General features: G+C 39.2%; 21 protein-coding genes. 13 read left to right on the top strand and 8 right to left on the bottom strand.

All coding sequences use genetic code 11. The annotated features are described in order from the left end of the window. Nucleotides 1-23 precede the first annotated feature (23 nt). Nucleotides 24-1,418, top strand: coding sequence for a hypothetical protein (locus tag R9C00_06645; protein ID WPO37120.1), 1,395 nt, complete (start codon nt 24-26; stop codon nt 1,416-1,418). 76 nt (nt 1,419-1,494) lie between these two features. On the opposite strand, the gene R9C00_06640 is transcribed toward R9C00_06645, so the two are convergent. Next, nucleotides 1,495-2,367, bottom strand: coding sequence for an RNA polymerase sigma factor RpoD/SigA (locus R9C00_06640; GenBank protein ID WPO37119.1), 873 nt, complete (start codon nt 2,365-2,367; stop codon nt 1,495-1,497). Nucleotides 2,368-2,748: 381 nt separating this feature from the next. Between R9C00_06640 and panC the strand changes: the two genes are divergently transcribed. The 5 genes from panC to R9C00_06615 all read left to right on the top strand — a co-directional run bounded on the left by panC (nt 2,749) and on the right by R9C00_06615 (nt 8,685). After that, nucleotides 2,749-3,621 (top strand): pantoate--beta-alanine ligase, encoded by an 873-nt coding sequence (panC, locus tag R9C00_06635; protein ID WPO37118.1) that lies wholly within the window; start codon nt 2,749-2,751, stop codon nt 3,619-3,621. A 187-nt stretch (nt 3,622-3,808) separates the two neighbouring features. Further along, nucleotides 3,809-4,156, top strand: a complete 348-nt coding sequence (panD, locus tag R9C00_06630) for an aspartate 1-decarboxylase (protein ID WPO37117.1) — start codon at nt 3,809-3,811, stop codon at nt 4,154-4,156. Nucleotides 4,157-4,257: 101 nt separating this feature from the next. Then, nucleotides 4,258-5,307 carry a lysylphosphatidylglycerol synthase transmembrane domain-containing protein gene (locus R9C00_06625; protein WPO37116.1) on the top strand — a complete coding sequence of 350 codons (1,050 nt, stop codon included), beginning with the start codon at nt 4,258-4,260 and terminating at the stop codon, nt 5,305-5,307. 1 nt (nt 5,308) lies between these two features. After that, the gene (gene rfaE2, locus R9C00_06620) at nt 5,309-5,788 is read left to right on the top strand and encodes a D-glycero-beta-D-manno-heptose 1-phosphate adenylyltransferase (protein WPO37115.1); all 480 of its coding nucleotides are present in this window, start codon (nt 5,309-5,311) and stop codon (nt 5,786-5,788) included. A 227-nt stretch (nt 5,789-6,015) separates the two neighbouring features. Next, the gene (locus R9C00_06615; GenBank protein ID WPO37114.1) at nt 6,016-8,685 is read left to right on the top strand and encodes a gliding motility-associated C-terminal domain-containing protein; all 2,670 of its coding nucleotides are present in this window, start codon (nt 6,016-6,018) and stop codon (nt 8,683-8,685) included. Nucleotides 8,686-8,883: 198 nt separating this feature from the next. Here the strand turns inward: R9C00_06615 and R9C00_06610 are convergent, their stop codons facing one another. Both R9C00_06610 and R9C00_06605 read right to left on the bottom strand, forming a co-directional pair. Further along, nucleotides 8,884-9,081 carry a hypothetical protein gene (locus R9C00_06610; GenBank protein ID WPO37113.1) on the bottom strand — a complete coding sequence of 66 codons (198 nt, stop codon included), beginning with the start codon at nt 9,079-9,081 and terminating at the stop codon, nt 8,884-8,886. Nucleotides 9,082-9,555: 474 nt separating this feature from the next. Continuing rightward, entirely contained in the window at nt 9,556-10,308 is a 753-nt protein-coding gene (locus R9C00_06605) for a DUF1573 domain-containing protein (protein ID WPO37112.1), read from the bottom strand. Between the two features lie 330 nt (nt 10,309-10,638). On the opposite strand from R9C00_06605, the gene R9C00_06600 reads away from it, so the two are divergent. The 6 genes from R9C00_06600 to R9C00_06575 all read left to right on the top strand — a co-directional run bounded on the left by R9C00_06600 (nt 10,639) and on the right by R9C00_06575 (nt 16,731). Then, nucleotides 10,639-11,697 (top strand): DUF3137 domain-containing protein, encoded by a 1,059-nt coding sequence (locus R9C00_06600; GenBank protein WPO37111.1) that lies wholly within the window; start codon nt 10,639-10,641, stop codon nt 11,695-11,697. 201 nt (nt 11,698-11,898) lie between these two features. Then, on the top strand, nt 11,899-12,282 hold the full coding sequence (gene rbfA / locus R9C00_06595; GenBank protein WPO37110.1) for a 30S ribosome-binding factor RbfA: 384 nt from the start codon (nt 11,899-11,901) through the stop codon (nt 12,280-12,282). Nucleotides 12,283-12,315: 33 nt separating this feature from the next. Further along, nucleotides 12,316-13,713: a hypothetical protein gene (locus tag R9C00_06590; protein ID WPO37109.1), complete on the top strand. Its 1,398-nt coding sequence runs from the start codon at nt 12,316-12,318 to the stop codon at nt 13,711-13,713. Between the two features lie 111 nt (nt 13,714-13,824). Further along, nucleotides 13,825-14,373, top strand: a complete 549-nt coding sequence (locus R9C00_06585) for a PKD domain-containing protein (GenBank protein ID WPO37108.1) — start codon at nt 13,825-13,827, stop codon at nt 14,371-14,373. Between the two features lie 205 nt (nt 14,374-14,578). Then, a complete protein-coding gene (locus tag R9C00_06580) occupies nt 14,579-16,240 on the top strand; it encodes a hypothetical protein (GenBank protein WPO37107.1) in 1,662 nt (553 codons plus the stop codon). Nucleotides 16,241-16,311: 71 nt separating this feature from the next. After that, the gene (locus R9C00_06575; GenBank protein WPO37106.1) at nt 16,312-16,731 is read left to right on the top strand and encodes an STAS/SEC14 domain-containing protein; all 420 of its coding nucleotides are present in this window, start codon (nt 16,312-16,314) and stop codon (nt 16,729-16,731) included. Between the two features lie 41 nt (nt 16,732-16,772). On the opposite strand, the gene R9C00_06570 is transcribed toward R9C00_06575, so the two are convergent. The 5 genes from R9C00_06570 to R9C00_06550 all read right to left on the bottom strand — a co-directional run bounded on the left by R9C00_06570 (nt 16,773) and on the right by R9C00_06550 (nt 24,556). Then, a complete protein-coding gene (locus R9C00_06570; protein ID WPO37105.1) occupies nt 16,773-17,906 on the bottom strand; it encodes a P1 family peptidase in 1,134 nt (377 codons plus the stop codon). A 185-nt stretch (nt 17,907-18,091) separates the two neighbouring features. Next, the gene (locus tag R9C00_06565) at nt 18,092-20,497 is read right to left on the bottom strand and encodes an ABC transporter permease (GenBank protein ID WPO37104.1); all 2,406 of its coding nucleotides are present in this window, start codon (nt 20,495-20,497) and stop codon (nt 18,092-18,094) included. 236 nt (nt 20,498-20,733) lie between these two features. Then, nucleotides 20,734-23,178, bottom strand: coding sequence for an ATP-binding protein (locus R9C00_06560; GenBank protein WPO37103.1), 2,445 nt, complete (start codon nt 23,176-23,178; stop codon nt 20,734-20,736). Between the two features lie 196 nt (nt 23,179-23,374). Then, a complete protein-coding gene (trxA, locus tag R9C00_06555; GenBank protein ID WPO37102.1) occupies nt 23,375-23,698 on the bottom strand; it encodes a thioredoxin in 324 nt (107 codons plus the stop codon). A gap of 264 nt (nt 23,699-23,962) precedes the next feature. After that, nucleotides 23,963-24,556, bottom strand: coding sequence for a nitroreductase (locus R9C00_06550; protein WPO38764.1), 594 nt, complete (start codon nt 24,554-24,556; stop codon nt 23,963-23,965). A gap of 626 nt (nt 24,557-25,182) precedes the next feature. Here R9C00_06550 and proC point away from each other — a divergent pair. Continuing rightward, nucleotides 25,183-25,983, top strand: coding sequence for a pyrroline-5-carboxylate reductase (gene proC / locus R9C00_06545; protein ID WPO37101.1), 801 nt, complete (start codon nt 25,183-25,185; stop codon nt 25,981-25,983). Nucleotides 25,984-25,986: the final 3 nt, after the last annotated feature.

Genomic DNA, 25,986 nt, shown 5'->3' with positions numbered 1-25,986 from the left:
AAATACACATAACTTTTAAAACCATGTTGAGCAAAAAATCCTACATTACCTTACTTTTTATCGGTGCTTTGTGCCTTTACAACTGCACCTCTACCCCAAAAGAAAGTACCAGTATTACCTCACCTTTTGAAAACGTAGATGTTGTAGCCCAAAAAGTAAGCTTAAAAGCTGAAGAAGGCACCACCTTTACTTACAAGACAGGATCTGTAGTACACATACCTGCCCGTATATTGGTAGATGCCAATGGAAATACCGTAAACGGAGACGTGGACATTGAGTACAGAGAGTTTCACACGGCTGCCGATATCATCGCAAGTGGCATACCAATGACCTACGATAGCGCCGGCACTATTCACAATTTCCAAACTGGAGGCATGTTCGAAATCCGTGCATATGCCAAGAAAGCTGTAAAAGCTCAAATGATACCTACAGAAGAAGGCGCGAGAGAGCAACTTTATGTTAGAGAAGGCGAAACCATTGAGGTGAACCTAGCTTCGTTCATAGACGAGCCTGGTTATAACTTCTATGCTTTAGACAACAATACTCGCCAGTGGGACTACGAAGGCGTACCTTCTAATGGAAAGCCTAACAAAGCAAAACTAGCAAGATTGGATAAACTGGCCCCCGTACCTGTAGAACCCTTAGAGCCACAATCTGCGGAAGACAAAAAATTCATTTTCGACCTTATAATGGATGTGGAAGAATATCCTGAACTAGCTTATTTCAATGGAATTATGTGGGAATACATAGGCGATGAGAACGACTTTAACCCTACCCTAGAAGACAACAGGTGGGTTTTCCAACACGATTGGCAGGATATCAAACTTAGCCCTATCAAAGGAGAAAAAGGAGAGTACACCATGCAATTAAGCAACAAAGACAAAAAGATAGATTTCGACGTTGCCCCTGTGCTTGCAGGTAATAATTACAAAACTGCCCTGAAGGAGTTTGAGAAAAAGCGTAAGAAATTCGATAAAGCTCAGAAAAAAAGGATTGTTGAGGAAAAAAGAATGGCAACAGAAGCAAATATGCTTAGAAGCTTAAGAATTAATGGTTTTGGCATTTACAATATTGACCGTATCCATTACATCAAAAACCCTGTAGTTTGCCGCGCTTCATTTGAACTCGACCAAAATATATTTCAAATGGAAAACACATCGGTATTTTTGGTGACTGGCGACCAACGAGCTGTGATAAGATTTGATGCTAAAAACCAAGAGAAGTTTTATTTTGACCCAAAAGCTGAAAATAGAATTGTGGCCGTGCTTCCTGATAATAAAATGGCAGTGTTTGGCTCAAGCGATTTCGAATCCTTAGATCATGAGCAAATTAACAACAAAGAACATGTCTTCACCTTAAAAGTGAAAGATGAGGTCAAAGATATAACCTCATTAAAGGATATGCTCAAGCAATCATAAAAGATTAGCTTTATTTAACAAGAAACCCCGACAAACCTATGTTTGTCGGGGTTTCTTGTTTGTACCCCAGCCCTAACTACTCTAGGTACTTGGAAAGCAGTTTGCTTCGTGAGGTAAACCTCAATTTTCTAAGTGCTTTTTCCCTTATCTGTCTTACTCGCTCTCGGGTCAAATCCATATATTCCCCAATTTCTTGTAGGGTATATTGATCACTCCCATCCAACCCGAAAGACATTTTTACCACTTGTTTTTCCCTTGGAGAAAGAGAGTTCAATGTTCTTTCAATTTCTACTTTTAGAGAATTGTTACCAGTAAGTTCTTTATCAACTTTATCAATATTGGTATTTTCCATAATATCGAGCAATGAACCAGCCTCATCTCCACCGCCAAGTGGTGCATCAAAAGATACTTGTCCTTTTACCGAATTCAACGCCCCGTTTATTTCATCAGCAGTTAAGTGAAGAATCTCTCCTATTTCCTCGTCTGTTGGGTCTCGCTCGTACTTTTGTTCCAGCTCAGAAGCAGCTCTACGTATTTTACTAATCGTACCCGAAAGGCTCAAAGGGAGCTTAACAATTCTCGAATTTTCCGAAAGAGCCTGCATAATTGCCTGACGAATCCACCAAACAGCGTAGGAGATAAACTTAAAGCCTCTAGTTTCATCAAACTTATGGGCAGCCTTCACCAACCCAATATTGCCTTCATTTATCAAGTCATTGAGTGAAAGCCCATGGCTTTGGTATTGTTTCGCAACAGATACAACAAAACGGAGATTCGCACTGGTCAACTTTTCCAATGCTTTATCATCCCCTTGCTTAATCCTCTTCACAAGCTCAACTTCCTCTTTTGCGCTAAGCAAGTCAATCTTATTTATTTCCTGTAAGTACTTATCCAGCGATTCGCTTTCCTTCCTATTGGTAATACTCTGAGTAATCTTAAGCTGCTTCATATATCTTAAGGACTGTTTTCTATAAAATTAGATTTTTTTATAAAAATTGCCGGTTTTCTTACCTTTAAATTTTGGAAAATTCTGTTAGCAGATGTGAACATATTCTCGCTATCTGCTATTTGCCACACTAAAACCCCTCCAAAATGTAGTCACAAGTCGGCTTTTCATTCATTATAAAAAAAGCTTTGAAAATATTAGGGACACAAAACCCCGTATAAAACACAGGTTTCATTAGCGATATAACCTTAAAACATCGAGCTAGGTTCATATTGGCAAACAACAATATTAACTAGCTAACCTTACATGACTTATTCATTTTTTAAATTGGTTAGATACTATTGGTATTACCTGACTATTATTGCAAAAAAAATATCCAAGGAAATGATCATACTCCATACCATCAAAGAAACTCGTGATTTTTTAGCCAAACAGCGAAAAAGTGGTAAAAGCATAGGCTTAGTTCCTACTATGGGTGCTCTTCACCAAGGTCATATCTCACTTACGAATAAATCGGTGACGGAAAATGACCTTACCATAAGCAGCATTTACGTAAACCCTGTACAATTCAACAACCCCGAGGATTTCAAAAATTATCCTATAATGTTAGAAAGCGATGCCCAAATGCTAGAAGCAGCAGGGTGCAACGCTATTTTTGCCCCCTCTCACGAAGAAATGTACCCAAATGGCTTCGAAAACCTCTTTACCAGCATGGAATTCGACTCCCTCTCTTCTACCCTAGAAGGTGAGCAAAGACCCGGTCATTTTAGTGGAGTAGGTGTGGTTGTCTCCAAACTTTTCAATATTGTTGCTCCCAATAGGGCTTATTTTGGGCAAAAAGACATGCAACAATTAGCTATTATCAGTCAAATGAACACCGACTTGTCATTTGGGATAGAAATAGTGCGCTGCCCCACGGTAAGAGAAAAAGATGGGTTGGCCATGTCTTCCCGAAACCGAAGGCTAAACCCAAAGGAAAGAGCTGCTGCGCCTACCCTTTATCAAAGCATGCTAAAAGCTTGCGAACATATTGCGAATGGCGGGGATGTTATTGAAGCTAAAGAAATAGGTAAAAAACAGATTTTAGAGGAAAAACTTTTTGGGTTGGAGTATTTCGAATTCGTTCATACCGACTCTCTCGAGAAACTCAAAGAAAAAATAACCTTAGATAAAATGGCCATTTGTCTGGCTGCTCAATTAGGCTCTGCACGCCTCATAGACAACTTTTGGCTAAAAGATTACCTGATTAGAAAATAAACTAGCACAAGCATTTAGGGATAAGTTGAAACTTTCCTAATTTTGCGACCGTTTTTAGGGTGGTTTCGTGTTCCCGTTTTTCTAGCCCCTCAAAATCTTTTGGGAAATAGGCGTTTGTATGGAAAAGGCAATACAAAACCACCAATAAACATCTTAAAAACAGCTGGGGCTCTGCCCTAAAAATGTCATGTATATAGAAATATTAAAGTCGAAGATCCATCGTGCAAAAGTCACTCAAGCTGAGTTGAACTATGTGGGCAGTATTACCATAGACGAGGACTTGATGGATGCAGCAGATTTGATCGAAGGCGAAAAAGTCCAGATCGTGAACAACGATAATGGTGAGAGGTTCGAAACTTATGTAATTACTGGCGAGAGAGGTAGTGGAGTTATTTGCCTCAACGGCGCAGCTGCCCGCAAAGTACAAGTTGGAGACATCCTGATTATCATTTCATACGTCTCCATCAAAAAGAAAAAAGCAAAAGATTATAAACCTATTTTGGTTTTCCCCAACGAGGACAACAAATTAGATTAACCATAGCCCTGCCAACAGCAGGGCATTATTTTTTTGTGCAAGCGTATCAATTTTTTGGTAACTTAAAGGTACAGAAAAAGAGAACCGGTCACACTGAGCAAATGAAAAAAAAGCTAATATCCACTTTTAAATATGTATCTTCCCTCTCTTTGGGCGCATTGCTAATCTGGTACCTTTACAAAGATCAAAGCACCAGTGAGATTGGCAAAATGCTGACTGAACTCAACCTATTTTGGGTAGTAATGAGCCTTTTAGCATCAATAGCAGCCCACTACACCCGAGCTTGGCGCTGGACAGTTGCCATGAAGCCTATTGGTTATGATGTAAGTAGCATAAATGCTTTTTTGGCAGTAATGTCTGGATACTTTGCCAACTTGTTTGTCCCTCGTCTTGGCGAGTTCATGCGCTGTGGCTTACTCAATAAAACGGATAGCGTTGCCGTAAACAAAGCTTTTGGCACAGTTGTGACAGAGCGCGTAGTCGACCTGATCATGCTGGCAACCATGGCTATTGCTCTATTTTTGGTAGAGTACGAAATGGTGGGAAGTTTTGTACTTGACAACATAAGCTCACACCCTACTGGGCTCATGGAAAAAGCCTTGCTCTTTTTGTCGGTAGGGATCATGGGCATACTCATTTTATTTGCCCTTTACAAATTCCGAAGCCGCCTAAGGCAAAACAGGCTTTACGCCAAAGCATATGATTTCTTGATGGGTTTAAAGGAAGGTCTCCTAAGTATCAAAGACCTAAATCCTAAGCAGCGAATCGCGTATATATTTTCTACATTCGCTATTTGGGTGTGTTATTTCCTCATGACTTACTTCCTGTTTTTTGCCCTACCCGAAACAAGTTCATTGGGGCTTTATTGTGCCTTTAACCTCCTTGTCTTGGGCAGTGTAGGCATGGCCATACCAACCCCAGGAGGAACGGGGTCATTTCATTTATTTGCCATATTTACCCTCACGCTGTTTGGCGTAGACGAACTTACTGGGAAAAACTTTGCCCTCCTTTCCCACGGACTTTCTACCCTGATCTTGCTAGTAGGTGGTGGAATTAGTTTGATCATCAGTTTTTTCATCACAAACAGAAAAAAAAAGCAGGAGAAAGTCACAATTGAAAAATTGAATAGAAAATTGATAGAGAAGGAATAAAATGGCATCAAAAGATAAAATACAAACACTAAATGAGTTAAAAGAACTCAGGAAAAACTGGAAAGAAGAAGGCAAAAAAGTGGTTTTCACTAATGGCTGCTTCGATATTATCCACTTAGGTCATGTAGATTACTTGGAAAAAGCTGCTGCTTTTGGCCATAAAATGATCTTAGGTTTGAATACCGATGCTTCGGTAAGCAAGCTGAAAGGACCAAGCCGCCCCATCAACTCCGGATATGCTAGGGCTAGGGTGCTTGCCGCAATGAGTTTTATAGATGCGGTGGTACTTTTTGGCGAGGAAACCCCTTTTGAACTAATTAGCGCCCTCATACCCGATGTGTTGGTAAAAGGCAGCGATTACGAAATAAAAAATATTGTAGGCGCAGATATTGTAACACAACATGGCGGAGAAGTAAAAACCATCGATTTTGTGGAAGGTTTTTCCACCACATCTACCATCGATAAAATGAAAAAAGAATAACATCACTCAAATACAAAACCCACTTCCAACCGATAAAAAGCTGAGCTACCTATCGGTTTTTTTGTAGAATTGTTTTCCAAAAGAAAACTATTCTACCACTCAATGTGTCATATAAAATAGTATTTTGCACCTCTGCAAAATCGTTATACCAACACTAAGCTACTAGCATTCGTTATACCTCCCAATTTTACCCTACTCCAAGGCTAGAATTGTCAATTCCCATGTGTATGAAGATAAAAAAAACTACTCAACTCATTGCTGTTTCATTATTACTATGGCTTTGTTCAGGTCTGCACAATCAAGCACTAGCTACCCATATTGTAGGTGGGGAAATCACCCTTACTCATTTGGAAGCGAACAGGTATCGCTTGGCGCTCGTTATTTATTTTGATGAAATAAATGGTCAACAAGGGGCTAAAGACCCTACTGCCAATATCGCAATCTTTAGCAAAAGCAACGACGAATTCGTCACATCCTTCTCGCTAGTTAGGCGAGCACAAACAATTGTGGACTACACCAACCCTGACTGTGCAGTTGGGTTTCTCAGAACAACCCGGCAGCTTTATGATGCAGAAGTAATCCTTACGGCATCCAGCTACAGCGATATAGAAGGCTATTATGCCGTTTACGAAAGATGTTGCCGGAATGGTGTCATCCAAAATATTTTCGATCCGGGTGGGGCGGGCCAGGCTTTCTATATGGAATTTCCACCTGTTGTGAAAAACGGTGAACCTTTTATCAATTCGTCTCCTACTCTTTTCCCCCCTCTAAGCGATTATGCCTGTATAGACCAACCTTTTTATTTCGACTTTTCAGGTACTGATACCGATGGAGATTCCCTAGCCTATTCCTTGGCAGTTCCCTTGAGCGGTAATTCTTCAAGAGATGAACCTGTGCTTGCCAATTTCAGAGCCGGGCCCTATACACCAGTCGAGTTTTTAGATGGGTATGATGTAAACAATATGGTTCGAGGTGTACCTTCTCTCAGTATCGATCTTGTTTCTGGTGAGCTAAACCTTACCCCTATTGAGATAGGGCTTTTTGTTTTTTCTATACGATGTGAAGAATTTAGAGATGGACAAAAAATAGGTGAAGTAATTCGAGATTTCCAGCTAATGGTACTTGACTGTCCCGAAGCAAATGCTCCTTCTGTAATAGCTGAAACCGAACCTGGGAAGCTCTACTCAGATGGTGACACCTTGGTTTACCAAGCAGGTGCACTTGATAATTGCCTCACTCTCTACTTCACTGATCCCGATTCTAACACGATCATCAACACCCGCTTTGTCCCCTTAAACTTCCCAAGCACCGAAATTGAGGTAAGAGACATTCCCCAAACTACTATAAATAAGGGAGATACTGCTAAGTTTGAGCTTTGCCTTAAAGAATGTCCTGCCCTACTCAATGGTATGTACGAAGTGCTAGCACTCATTGGGGATAATAGTTGTAGCCTTCCACTTTACGACACCCTCCATCTATTCATTGATATCCAATACCCAAATATCCCTCCTGAAATCACCCCTGATCTTGATTTCAATGCTAGCGCAGGCTATTATGAAGTAGATTTGAAATTAGGAGATACGCTCCGCTTCGATGCTTTGGCGAAAGATGTTGAAGGAGATTCTTTGGTTGTTTATGGCATTGGAGATAATTACCAGCTGAGTGATGAGGGAATGATTTTCCCCTTAACAAATGGGGTTGGTGAAGTCACCTCCTCCTTTTTTTGGGAGTCTTCTTGCCTAAACTTGCAAGGAGGCTCATCCGAAGAAAGCTTTTTTGTGGATTTAATAGTAGGTGATGTTGGCAAATGTGGGATTATTAGTAGAGATACAGCAAGGGTTAAAATTAATTTGATAGATGAAATCCCACCCAACGTCTCTCCTGTGATTGTACCAAAAGATGTCGCCTTTGATGAAACAGAACAACTTTTCATAGATACGGTATATTTGGGAGAAACCTATGAACTAGAAATAGCCGCTACTGATATTGAATTCGATAGCCTTTTACTCGAAGTTTTTGGAGATGGCTTTAGCCTAAATTCAAATGGAATGAGTGCCAACACTGTTGCTGGAGTAGGCGAAGTAAGTACTAGCTTAAGTTGGAAACCTTCGTGTAGCGATTTCCCCTCAGTTACTGAAGGAGTTAATGAACTTGTTTACGAATTCATATTCCAATCCACAGACTACTACGGATGTTCCTATTCAGACACCAGTTCTGTAAAATTGAGGCTGCACTTTATCTACATCCCCGACCCAGCCAAAGCTCCTATAATCTCGATTCCTGACGCAACAATTGACCAGCCTTCTGGAAACCAATCGGTAACGGTAATAGCGGGCGATGAGCTTGATCTTTCCATTTTAGCTGACGATACGGAAAACGATGTCGTTTCCTTATCTGCTATACCGCGAAGCTTTACTTTTTCAGATCTGGGAATGGAGTTTATTTCCGTAAGTGGGAATGCTCCCCTCAACACTACATTGAACTGGTCTACTTCCTGCGAGCTGCTAGGAGATACTTCCAAGCTTAGCTATGACCTGACTTTAATAGCATTTTCAAGTACTTCCTGTGGATTAGAATCTTATGACACACTCCAACTTACTATCAACCTGATAGACAACCCTCGCCCTGCTGAAACAGTAGACTTTCCAAATGCCTTCACTCCTAATGGGGATGGAAAAAGTGATAAGTACCGCATAGGGCAACTTCCTCCTGACATTTGCAAAGATAAATTCCAGTCGGTAGAGATCACTAACCGCTGGGGAGACCCAGTTTACAAAAGTGAAGAGCGAGAATTTGCTTGGGATGGTAGTGAAAGCCCTTCAGGGGTTTATTATTATTTCATTCGCTTCACCAAAACAGTGTACAAAGGCAGCTTGCACCTTTTACGAGGTCAGTAGTTCAAGAGGTCAGAGAGTATTAAAAAGCATTCAAAAAAAACTGGTCAACCTGTTTTATCAGATTGACCAGTTTAGGTCGAGTGAGTCATATCTTTGTGTTTATTACATTTAATTACCTATACAATCTCGATAGGTTTTTTGATAATAATGTATTGCACTTAAAGAGTAATCTTTGTACTAGCCTTATCTTTTTTGAGCTTATGCTACTTTTTCAGCAATTGCTACTTTCATTTTCATTCTGTCTTCAGCACCAAATTTAATGGCAGTCGCAGTTTTGATGAATTCAACTTCTTCTTCAGGATTTGGCTTAGAAGTGTAAGCGAAATAAAGATAAAGCAAAGTTGAGAAGGCGAAAGAACCAGCCATTATGCAAATTATAATTAGTAGAGTATCCATAGTAGTGTTGTTTTATTTATTTTCCTAAATCCTAACACTACAAATATGCCTACTAATCTTGTCCTTTACTGTTGTTAGTTGAGCAATACATTTCAAGTGTAATTTTTATCTGTATTTATCACAAAATACACAAAGCATTCTATTTCATTTAAACATTTCAGCTTGTTCCCCTATAACACCATTTCCATATTTTATTCTTTATATTAAAACAAGAACCATTCAATTAAACAAAAAAACAAAAAAAACAGTACTAAAAAACTGCAATTCAAAGAAAAACTTCTATACTCCAAAATCCAAGGATAGATTGAAATTATTTCACTTATCAAGTAAAAAGATGTAATGAGTTTTTGAAAAAAATAAAAAAAGCATCAGAAAAGTGACAAATCAACAATTCTCTGACACTCCGATGCTTTTTATCAGCCGTTATTCTTCTTCAAAAACTTATTTCTTAAAGTAAGTTCTAAGAGACCAATCTTAAAAATCATATAACTCAGACTCCCTTACTGTACTCTTTTCTATTAAACTTTTCACTACTTCACCTTTCAGCTCGTAAGTAATTGCACCAGAACGGTTTGTTTGGAAGTTGATCAATATAGGTGTTACCACAATGGACCTTGGGGTAAATATCAACTCGATTTCTACCTCCTCTTGGGCTTTTATAAATTTGCCTCCTCCTTTTATTCTTACACACTTGCATTCGCTTTGCAAGCCTTCTATAAATACCGACCTTTCAGAAGTGTTTTTCACAAAAACATTCCTCACCAACTTATCCCCAACTTGGATTTTTCCAAAGTTATAAGACTTTTCACCTAGCTCAAGCGATGCTGAATTGTTCCCTCCCTGCGGTTTTGCCGGATCTGTAGGCCTTATGACCTGACCTCGAATTATCAGTTTTGAAATTGGCTCAAGAGCATTGGAGGCAATACTTATAGTCTTATAGAAAGTACCTGGTCTTCCAGTACTATTAAATACGACGGCTATTTCAGAAGAATCGCCAGGCAGAATAGGTTCTTTAGGCCATTCGGGCGTGGTACAACCGCAAGAAGCCCATACGTCTTTAATTACCACTGGTATATCTCCCGTATTTATAAATTTAAAAACCTTTTCGGCTAGCTCTCCTTCCCTAACCTCCCCAAAGTTGTGCTCGGTGATTTCAAAAACTAGGTTGCCTTGAGCTAGAGCTGTTCCAAAACCAAATAAGCTAAGTAATAATAGTAAAGCTTTCATTTATTCTGTTAGTTAAACATTTGCGTACTCCGATAGCTATCGGGATTGATTAAATTTTTATAGAGTTGCTTATTGGGCAAAAGACCTATTCCATCCCCATATCCTAATTTTCTTTTCTATTATCCTAAACAATCCTCTTTATAGACAAACCGAACAGGGAAAATGGCAAGTATTTTTTCAAGTAACAAATCTGTGCCAAAGTTTTCATCTGCGCACCGGAAATTGCCCCGCTAAAATTTGCAATTCCTTTTGTTTGGAAATAAATTTTGGCAACTTACTGGACTATTGCGCAGGAAACAGTAGTCATCAAAAAACTAGAGAAAAACTTGAATGAAATCGTTTGAAGAATTTCGCCAACATCTTGCCGACTCCATGGGCGAGCAGCTTGAAGGGCTAGAGGAACGGAGGCTCCAGATGAAAAGTCGAAAAAATTGGCTTGGGGGGATTCTTGTATCCATTATCACCGTAAGTTGGTCAATAGCGTACTTAGGATATATGCCCAACTGGGCCATATTGATAGTGATCGCCTTGGCTACCCCTGTAATTATCATTATATATAAGAAATATTATTTCGACCACGATATTCCTGCCAACTTCAAGGATACTGTAGTACGCGGACTTATCGAGTTTGTAGATCCTTCTCTTACCTACAGCCCTGAGGACTATGTGCCCTACGACGATTTCCAAGCCAGTAAACTATTTTTGCTGCGTCCTGACATCTATTATGGAGACGATTTTATAGAAGGCATGGTGGACGGTATTCCTGTTTCATTTTCCGAATTGCACGTGGCCTCGGAAATAAAAGGAAAAGACCCGAGCAAAAAAGGAAAAATCAAAAAGATGTTTGATGGATTTTTTGTAGTGGCAGACATTCCCTTCACCCTCAAAGGCGATGTCTATATTATGCAAAACAAATTGTATAAAAACATGGGCCATGCAGGTACGCTCATCCAAAAGCATAACTTTTACCGAGGCAAGTATGTGCGCCCCGATAATATTGATTTTAGGGAAAACTTCGTGGTATATGCAGATGACCTCTTGGAGGGCGAGTTGATCTTAACCGAACCCTTTATGCAAAAAATGCTGAAGTTAAAGCGTTATTCCAAGGCAAAAGTGTATATTTCTATTATTGGCAATAAGCTCTATGTAGCAGTAAACCTTGATAGGGAAATTTTTAAGATAAAGATGTTCCAACCACTGAACAGGCTGGGATACTTAAAAAGCTTTTATAATGACCTTTATTATATGCTTACGCTTATAGACGACCTTAATTTCGATGCCTTTTTGGAAGGGGCATCGGAACAAGAAGCCATGGATGACTTTGGCAGACCTGAAGAAGGGGACCCTAATTTATCGGATGACCCAGACCTTTCTGACTTGTTTAATTAGAGCATGTGTAAAATTTAGGCCGAGTGTCGGCACAGTGAGAAATTTTATTTTGAACCGGGCAGACGCTTCTGTGAGGTTTCGTAAATGGGTGTTTGGAACGAAACAGGTAAAATTTATACATGCTCTGAGGAAAAATATCAGAGCATACTGTATTTTGTAGATAAATCAGTTCCTTTGCAGAAGTATTGAAAAAGTGAAACAATGGATTCGAAGAGACAAAAGAAATTTTCAAGGCTTATACAAAAAGACCTAGGCGAGATCATGCAACAGGCAAGCAGAGATATGTTTGGGGGAGCGTTTATTACGGTTACTCAAGTAAACATCACTCCCGACCTCAGCATTGCCAAGATCTACCTTAGCTTTTTGATGGTAGAAGATAAGGAAGGTTTACTGAACTTGGTAAACGAAAAGAAAAGCTACTTGCGGAAGCAATTGGGCAATAGAATTAGGCATCAAGCTAGGGTAATTCCCGATCTTCTATTTTTTATTGACAATACCGAAGACGTGGTGGAAGAAGTGAACAAACTTTTTGAAGGGCTAGAAATCCCACCCGAAACTAATGAAGACGAAGAAGAACAGGACTAGTCTAAGTCGAAATAACAAAACACAAGAAACAAATTGCTAAGTTTTTTCCGCATCAACGATCCTTTTCGGGTAATTGGCGTTTTCCTCATCATGCTGATGATCCGCCTTCCGATGATACTCTCAGGCACTTCACTCACGCTGCCTGAGCTCAACTGGATGTTGCTAGGCGAGCAACTTGGTTGGAGCGTGAGCATGTATTCGGATGTATGGGACAATACCGGGCCCCTAACAGCTGCAGTCTATTGGTTGGTGGATAGTTTGTTTGGAAAGTCACAACTGGCTTATCAGTCAATTGCAATGCTCATAGGCATTTCCCAAGCATTTACATTCAACCGATTTCTGGTTAGGGCCAGGGTATTTAACGAAAACACTTATATCCCTGCATTTTTATACATGCTCTTCATCTCTATAAGCTTCGATTTCTGGACACTTTCTCCAGTGCTTCTCTCCATGAGCTTTTTGCTTTTGGTACTCCGAAATTTGTTCCTTTTAGATGAAGAGACCCTTTCACAAGAAATTTTCAAAACAGGCCTGTATTTAGCCATTGCTACGCTATTTTATGCACCTAGCTTTTTATTCTTGTTCCTAACGCTGGTTGTATTCGCCATGTACCGAACTTCTTCGGCGCGCTTCCTGCTCATGGTGGTGTATGGATTTCTTTTCGTATTTATCATTTTCTTTACCTTCTTGTTCTATAGAGGTGCGGTAAACGATTTTGTTGAACAATATATCATTTCCTATTTCACTATCCGGGTGGTATATATTTCTTGGCAAGATATGATAGCTCTTACCTTGCTTCCAGCAGCTATTATGCTGTTCGGCGCATTCAAGACGTTCACCGAAAGAGGGTTTGTAAACTTTCAGGTAAACTGCCAACAAGTTATGGTACTCTGGATTATCACTTGTGCCGTTTCCTTGCTCCTTAATCCTGTTGTTGCACCTTTCCAACTAATTGTATTCGCACCAGCATTTGCTTTTTTTCTCACCCATTATTTTTTATTGATAAAGAAAAGACTAGTCGCCGAGATACAATTCATCTTGCTGCCAGTCTTGCTGATTTTTTTCTGTTACAACAATATTCAAAATATAATTCCAGACTTAGACTTCGTCTCTTATGCCCGCCTTACCACCCAAAAAGTAGAGGGTTTTGACGAGGGGAAAAAAGTATTAGTACTTGGAAATAATACATCTTATTATTTGAACAACACCTCTACAAGCCCGTACCTCAACTGGAAGCTATCACTAAAGCATTTTGATCAGATGAACAGGTATTCTATTTTGTTGAGTATCTTTGATCACCTTGAAGCAGAACCTCCAGAGGTAATAGTGGACGAAGCCAATGTAGCGGAAGAACTATTTGATAAAATGCCTCTTTTGGCTAAAAAATATAAGCAGGCCGAAGGAACCAACTATTACTACCGAGTGAATTGATTGCAAAAGCCTATGACCGTTATACCTACGTTTCTATATTTTTTGCATTGGTTGGCTCCTCTTTTTTTGCCTACCACAGGGTTCGTAAATACCAGAGAGGATCAGCCTTGTATGGCGCCTGTCATATTCCAAGAACTGACCGATGTCACTTGCCTTGAGCAGGTAGGAAGTGGTTTTTGCTATGAGTTCAACATAGATGAAGATGGCTCGGGAAGCGATATTAAAGTCATACACAAATGGTATTTCGGAGATGGGGAAACTTCTGGTGGAAGGTTTGTAGAACACTGCTACGATTCTTACGGAACCTATGAGGTAATGCTAGTTTCTGTCCAGTCGTACGAGGGTATTAGCTTTGCCGATACCAACCGATACCGCATAGATGTAGACCAAGTAATAAAGATCAAAGCTGAAAAACCCGGTAGCTCTAGCCGAGGATTTCCTTATTATTTCGACGGATCAGATTCTTTTGTAAGCAATGACTACGAAGCGGTAGATTTTTATTGGGATTTTGGGGATGGAAACTATGGCTGCAATATCATTTCCAATCATCAATACGATAAGCCTGGAAAGTATACCGTAACGCTAATGGTAAGAGGGTTAGCCGACAATGGAGATGAAAAATACATCTGCGGAAAAAAAAGCATAGAAGTTGGGCAATAACTGAGTAATAACAACCAGTTTTTCTGCTACCAAATAGCTTCACAACAAGAAAATATCTTTAGAATAAAGCGTTGTTTCTTACAATAGAAAAATTTAGATTATCGATATAAAACACATTGCCTGATATGAGCTCCATTTTTAACTATTTGGTAATGTTGATCTTATGAATCCAAAGACTACTACCATAGTGTTCTATTTTTTAATAATGGCTTTTTTTCCTCTAGCGGCCGTTTGCCAAAGCCCAGAGAGCCATCAAAAAACCCCTTTTACCGATTCACTAAACAACTTATACATTAACCAAGCCCTTCCTATCAACATCCTTGCGCTTATAGCAGGGGAAGATAGCAGCAGATATACTCTACAAAATCAACAGGCAGAGAAAGAAGGGATTAGATTTCAAAAATCGGGAAAATATTACTTAGATCTCTACCCTGCTGCTTTGGGAAAAAATGCTACCGAAGGTCGTTTTTTTATCGGAGTAGATGGAGAAGCCCCCATCACTACACATGTATTTACTGGCGCACCCTCTTTCAAAACCGATACGTTGACCTTTTTTGGAAAGGGCCTAAAACTTGCCCTTTCTTCTACCGATAATCTAGCAGGGTTGAAAGGCATCTTTTATCGAATAGACTGGCAATCTTATTTCGAGTATTCCGATAGCATTTTGCTTTCTTCCCACGGAGAGCACCAAGTGCTTTTCTACGCTGCAGATAGGGTAGGAAATGTGGAACAACTTAAGGATATTCATTTTTTTGTGGATACGCTACCTCCTTCAACTTTTTATTCTCCAGAGGGAATTCACTTGGAAAACACATTCTCGCCAAATGCAAAAATATCGCTAAATGCTACGGACGATGGAGCAGGCATAAAATCAATTCAATATGCTTTCAATGAAAATGCCTCCAAAACCTATACAAACCTCTTGTCATTAACTTCATTTCCCGATGGCCAGCACCAATTACATTATTCTTCTACCGACAAGGTAAAAAACAGGGAAATACAAAAAACCTATGACTTTTACCTTGACAAAATCCCTCCTTATGTAGTCTATAAAGTAGTAGGGAAAAAGTTCTTGGGCAATCAGCTTTACGCAGCTCCCGGAGCTAAAATCAAGCTAAATGCTGTAGATAATCATGCTGGGGTAGATAGCATTTTTTACAGCATAGATGGTGGAAAGGCGAGTACATATACAGAAATGTTCGAGCTTGCTCAGCTTTCAGGAGCACACCAAATAAGCTACTACGCCACCGACAAAGTAGGCAACACGAGTAAAGCCAATAGTGAAAAACTAGGCATTTTTTTCGATGATCAACCACCCGTACTAAGCCCTCGCTTTGCAGGAAAAACATTTAACTCTAGAGATACATTATTCATAAAAGAGAATACAGAGCTAATACTTAATGTAGAAGACAAAGCATCGGGCGTGAAAAAGTCCTCTTTCTTGCTCGACAAGGGAGTACAAACATCCTATGAAAGCCCTATTAAGGTAAAAGAAGAGGGCTTTCACCAAATAGTTTTTTTGGCTACCGACCAAGTGGGGAATCAATCTTCCGATACTATAAGCTTTTTTGTCGATAACACACCTCCAGAGCTGATTTTCAACTTTAGTACTGCGGCAATTCAAAAAGAAATAGATGGAGAAATACACTACGCCATACCCCCACATGGGATTATCTACCTCTCCGCTGTTGATGCCAAAACTGGGGTTGACGAAATCTATTACAAAGTGGGGAATGGCAATGAAAGAAAGTACATAGAAGCATTAAGTAATTTCAAAATAGGTCAAAAAATAGCTATTACAATCACCGTAACCGATGTTTTAGGAAATGCCACCTCTGACATTCTCAATGTTATTATAGAACAATAAGTCTCCTTTATACACTTCTACAAAATCCATTTGTTAACATTTCGTTTGAAATAAAAAATAAAAACCAACAAATGGAACATGTACTCAAATACAGCAAAAAGGTACTAAAGGATACCGAAGCAGCAGATATTATTTTCATTCCAGAGATGAAGCTTTTACAGATCATCTGGAAAGGGAAAGTCAATAGCGAACAATACAAAGAGACCTTTCTATCAGCATTAAAGTATGCCGATATTATTGATAAAGGTAACTTCATGTCCGACATCCGCCGGCAAGTGATCATAGGACCAAGGGATAGAACTTGGTTTGAAGAAGTAGCTCTTCCAAGTGCAATAGAAAGAGGCTTGCAGAAAGCTGCCGTAGTATTTGATGGCAATATTTTCAAAGAATACTATTTGAACCACATCTTGGTCAGATCCAAAAAATTTGACCTTCCCCTTAAGTTCTTTAGGTCAACAGAGGAGGCAATAGAATGGTTGAACGAAAAATAATTCAAGCATTCTTGTCTTGTAAAAACCAATTTCTTAGTATCCTACTTTTCCAATCTGTTATATTTGTTCATTAATTCGAGCACTTTTTCAACAGGCAACTCCTCTGCTTTGTGCCCATCTCTACCCGTAACCGACTTAGCAACAAAAAGTGAATTGATAATAGCTTCTTCCGTTGCTTCTATAGCTCCTAAAAACAAAGGAGACATCTCCTCATTTCTAAGCAATGTGGCTTCATAAGTACTTTTTTCCGATGAGTAAGGCATGCGTAAATTTTCATTGGTAGAAAAAGCAATTACATAATCCCCACTTCCATTCGAAGCGATCCCACCTGTTTTCCCCAAGCCAAGCATCGCCCTTTTAGCCAGCCTTTTCAAGTTCCTAGCATCGAGCGGGGCATCCGTGGCCACTACCATCATACAAGAACCATCGGGAGTTTGCTCCAATATTCTGCTGAAATAATATTTACCCAATTCCTCGCCAATAGGCACACCATTTATCTCCAATACTCCACCAAAATTTGTTTGAACAAGCACCCCAACCGTATAACCACCAAGGTCGTCAGGAAGCTTGCGTGAAGCCGTTCCTATTCCTCCTTTAAACCCGAAGCACATGGTACCCGTGCCTGCTCCCACGTTTCCTTCTTCTATCTTCCCTCCTTTCGCATTTTTGATAGCATCCAACACATGTTCTTCTGTCACATGTCTCCCCCTTATATCATTGAGATAACCATCATTTGTTTCACCCACCACAGGGTTCACCGAGCGCACATTATCGTTCTCAGCAAATGAAAAAGTATAATCAATCAATCCATTGGAAGCTTTGGGCACACTGAGTGTATTTGTCAATATTATCGGGGTTTCGATATTCCCCAACTCTTCTACTTGGCTATAACCTGCCAACTTCCCAAACCCGTTACCAAGGTAAATAGCCGCAGGTACTTTCTGTTGGAAAATATTTCCGCTATAAGGAAGGATTGCCGTCACACCCGTATTCACGCTATCGCCTTGGTGAAGAGTAACATGCCCGACTTTTACTCCTGCTACATCGGTAATGGCATTTTGCTCACCACGAGCCATCACACCAATTTTTATCCCTAACTCAAAAGGGCGCTCTTGTTGAGCCAATAGTTGAAAAAATGAAGAAAGAAATGCAATTACAAGTAGGTACTTTTTCATAGTTAGATTAGAATAATAAAATAGTTTGAGGAAGAGACATCTCAACTTGAACAACTTCCTGAAAAGGTTGTGGGTTAAGATGCTGGTGGTGTGGATAAGGAATTACCAATATAGAAAAAGCTACTCTTCTTTCGAAAAGCAGCTTCGTAAATTATCATAAACGGCTCTTTTCAGAACAATTAAAACTATTCACTCCTGAGCGACTTTATAGGATTAGAATATGCGGCTTTAATTGATTGATAACTCACCGTAAGCCAAGCAACCACCAACGATATTACTCCTGCCAACACAAATTCCATTACCCCTATTTCTATTCTATAGGCAAAATCCTCCAACCATTTGTCCATTGTAAAATAAGCTATAGGAATGCTTATACTGAAAGCAATCAGTACCAGTATGGTAAATTCTTTGGTGAGCAACACAACCAAACTCGCAACTGAAGCCCCCAATACTTTTCTTATCCCTATTTCTTTTACCCGCTGTTCGGCGGTAAAGGCGGCTAAACCGAACAAACCAAGACAAGCTATCAATATAGCTAGTGTAGTCAGTGTGGTAAATACTTGGCTCAAGCGCTGTTCTGCTTTAAAAAGGGCATCGAAATCGTCATCCAAAAAAGAATAATCGAACGGTTCGTTGGAAGCCATTTGTTTCCACTTCTCTTCAATCATCTCTACATTGGCGGCCACATCCCCCGGGTTTAACCTGACCACTATCCTATTGGGCCATTTGGCAAAAAGAATGGCAATAGGTCGCACTTTATCTTTCAGGCTTTCAAAATTGAAATCCTTCACCACGCCTACTACCTTAAGGTGCTGAATGCCGTCATCATCTGGTGAAAGTACTTCATCGCCAATAGGGTCGGTTAAGCCAAACTCTTTTACTGCAGCCTCGTTGAGGATTACTGCAGTAGAATCGGATGGGAAATCGCGAGAGAAATTCCGACCAGCTACTATCTCCATATTCATAGTTGGTATAAAATCCCAATTCACATAAAACTGGGCAATGAGGTGATCTGACTCAGTAAGCCTATCTTTAAATACCGTAGTATTACGAATATCTGGCGGGGTATCATTCGCTACGCCTACACTGTTTATACTCGTTTGCTTTTTTAGTTCTTCCATGAAAGCAGCCTTGTTGTTCCCTAACCTTCTTGCATTTTCTATCACCAGCACATTTTCCCTATCGAAACCTAGGTTCTTGTTTCTCACATACTCCAATTGCTTGAATACAATGGTGGTACAAACGATCAGCCCAATGGAGATCACAAATTGGAAAACAACTAAGCTATTGCGCATTATGCCACTTCTTACCCCAGCTTTCATCGTTCCTTTCAAGGTTTGAGACGGTTGGAAGGAAGTGAGATAAAAGGCAGGATACGCTCCTGACACAATCCCAGTTAGCAAGGTAATTGCGAGGAAGCCAAGTATCAATTGTATATTTAGCAAAGCTTCAAAAGGTATTTCCTTTCCTGCAAGCTGATTGAAAAAGGGAAGTGTCACTGCTGCAAGCAAAAAAGCCACAACCATAGAAAGCAAGCTATAAAGCACAGACTCAGCCAAAAACTGACCAACCAATCTACGCTTAAATGCGCCCAATACTTTACGGATCCCCACCTCTTTTCCTCTCTTTGCCGACCGGGCTGTTGCCAAGTTCATGAAATTAATACAAGCAAGCAACAAAATGAAGATGGCAATAGCCACAAAAATATAGATATACTTAATATCACCATTTTGTCCAATTTGCTCTGCGACTGTCGAATGCAAATAAATATCTCCTAGTGGCTCTACAAAGTAGCCATAATTACCACCCTGTTCCCTCATTTGCTTCACAGTAACTCCCATGAACTGTTCTATTTCAGGCCCTACATATTTGAATACAAGTTCATCTAGCTGAGATTCTATATCGGCAACATTCGCCTTATTTGCTTTTCTGAAATAAGTCCAGAAATTGTTAGAAAGCCATTCAGTATTTCGGCTATACTCCATCGTTTCCATCGAGAGTAACATCTTTGCCCTAAACCTTGTATTGACCGGTGGGTCAGCCATTATTCCAGTTACTTTACAGGCTGTATTATCATTTCCCACAGTCAATATCTTGCCAATTGGATCTTCATTTCCAAAATACTTCTGAGCATAGGAAGTGGAAAGAACGACCGTATTCGGTTCATTTAATACTTTTTCTTTATTCCCTTCCAGCAGTTGAAAACTAAAGAATTCGAAAAAGTTACTATCTGCCAACACCAGTTTTTCCTCTGTAAAAACATGTTCCCCTTGGCGGATCACAACATCCGACCATCTATACATCCTTGTTACATCTTCAACACCGGGAAATTCTCTTTTAAGCGTTGCTGCCATGGGAGGGCAGGTCACTCCCACTTCTATTTCTTGCCCGTTTATTTTCCCCATCAAGTTCACCCTGTAGATATCCTCTACCCTATCGTGAAACTTATCTACACTGGTCTCGCTGGCTACGTAAACAAAAATCAGCAGGCAAATGGAAAGCCCAATGGCTAGCCCGAAAATATTGAGGAATGAATAAAATTTGTGTTTCAGTAAGTTCCTAATAGCTACTTTTAGGTAATTGATCAACATAGGTCTTAAAGTTTAACGCTAAACAAAATGAGGTTTTCAAAAAGAATTAAAGCCTTTTCACCCTATTGACATCACTACTTTAAAAATGCAACCCTAAAATACCACCAACGGCAGGAATTTGATTTGGATGGAGTTAACATAAAAAGGACTGGTTATAAAACCAGTCCTTTTTATGTTTTAAAATTGTTTAGAGGGTGTTTAAAATTCAAGTTTTCATATTAAAACACTCTTATTTCTTATGCCACTTGTGGGCTTTCTTCTTTTTTCAGATTAGGCACGATAAGAGTAAACGTTGATCCTTTGCCTAGCTCCGATTCCACTTCAACAAGCCCTCCTAATTTACGGGTAGTTTCATTTACAATATATAACCCTAAGCCAGAACCTGAATTATATTCATTGGCTTTGTAAAACATTTCAAAAATCTTTTCAAGATGCGACTGGTCAATTCCTTGACCATTATCACTTACCACTATCCTAGACTCTTCTTTTTCTACAACTACGGCAATTTTCAAAAGGCTTTCGGGTTTATTAGTATCGGCATATTTAATTGCATTCGAAACCAAGTTTTTAATTACTGTACTTAGCCTACGCCGATCGGTCACAAACCTATGGTGCTGATGCACATCAATCTCTATTTGTATTTTTTCATCGTTTCCACTAAAAACATATTGATCAAATACTTCATCTATCAAAAGATTAAAGTCGATATCATCTTTAGCGAGTTGTAGCCTATTATTTCTTGAATAATCTAAAATATCCCCTATAAAACCATCAAGTTTTTTTATGGACTTTTCCGTCAGCAGCAGGTAGTCTTTAATAACATTCAGTTCTGTTTCATACTTCGAAATATTAACCAAGCCCAAAATAGATGCTAAAGGAGCTCGTAAATCGTGAGAAGTGCTGTACACAAAACTATCTAACTCATTGTTCAACTTTAATAGTTTTTCATTTTGTTGACTCAGCACTTCTTCTTTTATTTTCAGGTCAGAAATGTCTTTACTAGAACCTACAATTCGTATTAAATTTCCTTCTTTATCATTTTTAAGGATTGCATTAGATTCAATATAAACAATATGCCCCTCTCTATGCCGGGCTTTTAACACTTGCCTAAATCTTGAAGTAGATCCTTCTACAAACCCTAAGAGCTCGCTAAAAAAACCATCTTTAACTTCTTTCCCCAAGACCTTCTCAAAAATATCTATGTTCTTGCCAAGGTCAACATCCTTGTACCCAAACATTTCCTTCCACCTTGGAGAAAAATAAATTTCATTAGTCGATACATTCCAATCCCAAAAACCTTCATCACTTGATTTCAACACCAGCTCCAACTGCTCATTTGTAGCCTGAATTTGCTTTTTACTAATGACTTGTTCGGTCACATCAAAAGCAAACCCGATGACCCCACCAGTACGAACCGAGTCGGGGAAAATATGAATGTTATAAAACCAGCATTCTCCATTCGTACTACCTTTTGAGACAAAAAAACCAGATTTTCCATTTTGAGCATCTATCATATATCTCTTAAACTCTTTTACAAATAGTGCAGACTCTAGTCCCATATTAGTTCTTTGCATAAAGGTTGCCGGGTCACCGTCATCACCCAACAAACGCTTTAGCCCACTACCTTCTAGTTCCGCCAACAACCCTTCAGGATTTAGCCTAAATACCACAACGGGCACATTTTCCAAAATCCCATTAAGTGTCTGACTCTTTCTCTTAATCTCTTTTTCAATTTCGAAATTCTTGGTTATATCTCTCAAAAATATAGTTACGCCTGTAACTTTATCATCTTCAAATACTGGATAACAATATACTCGGTAAGTATTTCTTGCCCCATTTACATTCTTCTCATAAAAAAACTTTCCTTTCTCGCCTTTCTTGGCATTTTCAATGCACAACAACCATATCTCCTTCTGAGGGTCTTCTGTCAAAAGATAATCGATCTTTACTAACTCAGGGTTTTGAAAAATAGAAATAAACTCAGTATTATATTCAAGGACATCACCAGAAAGCCCTACCATTGCCATTGCCATATCGTTGTTATTGAGTATGGCACGTAACTTAGCTTCCGAAAAAGCCAGCATTTTTTGATTCTTAATGTTAGTATGTATAATCTGATAGAGGAATAGTAAAAATGCTATAAGGCTTAGTAGAAAATTGGAGACATAAAAAACAAAGACATGATCTTCGCTCAATCCTTGGGGGAAAAGCAAGCTGTTATCAATAAACAAATCATGACCAGTAAAAAGCGAAATGGATAGGAAAAAAGCAGGGGCAGATATTTTTTGAAAGAAAATCCATGCGCTTTCAAAATCACTCATAAACGCAGTCGCCAAAACTACAGGTAAAAAGTAGAAGTATCCTCCAGCCTTTCCACCTAAACTACCATCTAGGTAAAAAATAAGAGCGCAGATAATCCATGAAATCACATCGAAAGAAAACTTATAATATCCAGCTTTATTCAGACATAGACCTGACATTATAAATAAAGCGATTGCAACTACGGCCAACCCAGAAAAAAAATACCCCGTGGCAAAATCAAGACAACTGGCTATCAGGGATATTAATGCAGCTGTAAAGTACACCCTGTTCATCAACTGGATCTTACGCAAATCATTTTTATTCTTTGCATAGTCCAACCCAAGGTCTCCTACCCAATTCCAAATTTCTCTAAATATCATAAGTAAGCAATATGTGCGAATTACCTTATATAACGCATGAAAACAGCGATATTAAACTTCTTAACCATCATTAAACATAAACATCACATACAATTCGAAAAGCGTTTTTTTCAAGGTAAACCTAGGGCATTTACACAAAAAAGCCGCTGGTTTCCCAGCGGCTTTTTTATACCTAAAGAATAGGATGATGCGGCAACTATGCCAAGCTCTCGATCCTTCCAGAAAGATCTCCTTTTGAGGTCGCTCCAATTACCTTGTCAACAACTTCACCACCTTTGAAGAACATCATAGTAGGAATACTTCTTATGCCAAATTGAGCAGCAGCTTGAGGGTTTGCATCTACATCTAGTTTTGCTATTACCGCCTTTCCATCATACTCTGTAGCCAATTCTTCTACTACTGGCGCCATCATAATACAAGGTCCACACCAAGTTGCCCAGAAATCAACCAATACTGGCTGATCAGATTTTAATACTAATTCTTCAAAGTTTTCATCCGTAACTTGAATCGCTTTTCCCATTGTCTGATTAATTATTTATTGTATTGATAAAATATAAACTAACCTTGCTTGTACAAAGACCACCTATTTCTTTGTAAAAAACTGGTTATCAATGTAAAGTTATTTGTACACACTAACACTTAGTGTACTTTTAGTACAAATGTAAGAACTATTTTCTTCGGTGTTTTACATTGCACTTACATATATCAATTTTACTGCTAAAAAAGTTCCAGCAGACATATTGACACTCTTTCATATGTCAACACGGACATATATCAATCTTTGTCAGCTAATCCACGTCATCTTTTCGGCTATAGGCTTGCGTTTTCCTCCACCAGCTTTTTTAGTTGGAATTCCCAAATAAAAGAAACCCAGCAGCTTATCATTCTCTCCCAATCCAAAAAAGCCTTTTGCCTCCTCTTTGTAAGTAATGCCACCACTGCCCCAGTATCCGCCAAGCCCATAAGCCGTTGCGGAAAGATAAATATTCTGAACGGCACAAGCTACAGCCTCAATCTCTTCAATTTCAGGAATTTTCCCAGATTCTTGTCGTTCCATAGCTATTGCAATCACGTGGGAGGCCTTCAATGGTTTGTACCGCAATTTCTCGTATTTCTTCTCATCAAAATCATCCCCGCTCAGTTTTTTGTACAAGTCAGACTGAAACTCCCCAAGTTTTTTCAGCCCTTCTCCCGAAAACACAAAAAAACGCCAAGGCTCGGTAAGCCCATGGGTTGGTGCCCAATTAGCATTTTCTAATAACTGTTCAATAATTTCTTGAGGAATAATTTCTCCGCTAAACTGATCGGGAAACACCGACCTCCTCTCTCGCATTAGCTGGTTAATTTCATCCGTATCAAACGGATAGCTTTCTTTCATCATGTTCAATGTTTAAATGTTAATCTCAAATCGACCCGTTTGAGCGTAATCACCTATCAAAATAATTGTTGTTTCGAAACAGCACCTATACATAGGTGAAATAAATAGTATATCTAGTTAACTTTTAACAGCAATCTCTGGTTTAAAAAAAATAATAATCACTTGAAATTGGCTCTAAAGCACTTCTGATGAGGAAAAGCTGACATCGCAGAAAAACACTACACACACGCCTTTTCGCAGGGACATAATTTCACATGTCAAACTCTCGTTCACGAACTCTCTCTAGCAGGAGAATTATAGGTGTTTTATGGCTGCTCAAAAATAATTTTCATACTTTTTTTCTTTGAAAAACCTATAGGGACTAAAAGCATCGGGCTCTTAGCTGTATTGTAGTCTCACTACCCATATATGTACATTTACCAGAGTCTACACTAAGCCAAAAACATTTTGTAAAACAAACTCAGATTGCTAGAGCGAAAAATCACAAAATAGGATTTTCCCTACTACTTCTTTATTTTTGCGACAATACTCGCTTGTTAGACTAGACTTTTTTTAGATACAACTCTAGTTCAGCGAACTTTTTTTCATACAAGAAAAAAATCAAACCTTAAACTTTTAAAATCAAAATGAAGGTATTAGTTATTGGTGCTGGCAACATGGGGCTAGCATACGCCAAAGGATTGTTAACATCGGACTTTTTAACGGGTAGTAGTTTAATGATAGCGGACACAGATCCTGACAAGATTCAGGAACTGAAAAAAGAAAGCCGCTTTGATGTTTACTCGAACCTTGAAGACTGCGTTCCTAAAGCGGACATTATCTTTGTGGCGGTAAAACCATTCCATAGCGAGGAGTTATTTAACAATATAAAACACTTAATGACTCCCGACCAACTGGTAATTTCCATTATGGCGGGAACGACTATCCAAACAATAAAAAATGGACTAGGCATTACCAAAGTGGTAAGGGCTATGCCCAACCTGCCAGCACTGGTTGGCAAAGGACTCACCTCGTTCACTGCTTCAGCCGAAGTATCTCGCTTGGAGCTTTCCACCGTAGAAAACTTGCTAAATACAACAGGAAAATCAGTAAGGGTAGGTACCGAAAAAGAGGTGGATGCTTCAACAGGTATATCTGGAAGCGGTCCTGCTTATGTATTCTACTTTATGCAATCTATGATGGATGCTGCAAAAGAAATGGGGTTTTCGGATCTCGAATCAAAAACCTTGGTCTGCCAAACTTTTGAGGGGGCTGTCGAGCTGTTTAATCAAAATGACCTCTCTCCACAAACATGGATGGACAGGGTGGCTTCTAAAGGTGGAACTACAAGAGCCGCTTTAGATTCAATGGAAAGTAACAACGTGAATAGATTAATTATAGAAGCTGCATTCGCAGCCTTTAATAGAGCAGTAGAACTAGGAAAATAATAA

It is taken from the genome of Flammeovirgaceae bacterium SG7u.111 (assembly GCA_034044135.1).
Taxonomy (GTDB): Bacteria; Bacteroidota; Bacteroidia; order Cytophagales; family Flammeovirgaceae.
This window is presented reverse-complemented; position numbering and strand designations above follow the sequence as displayed.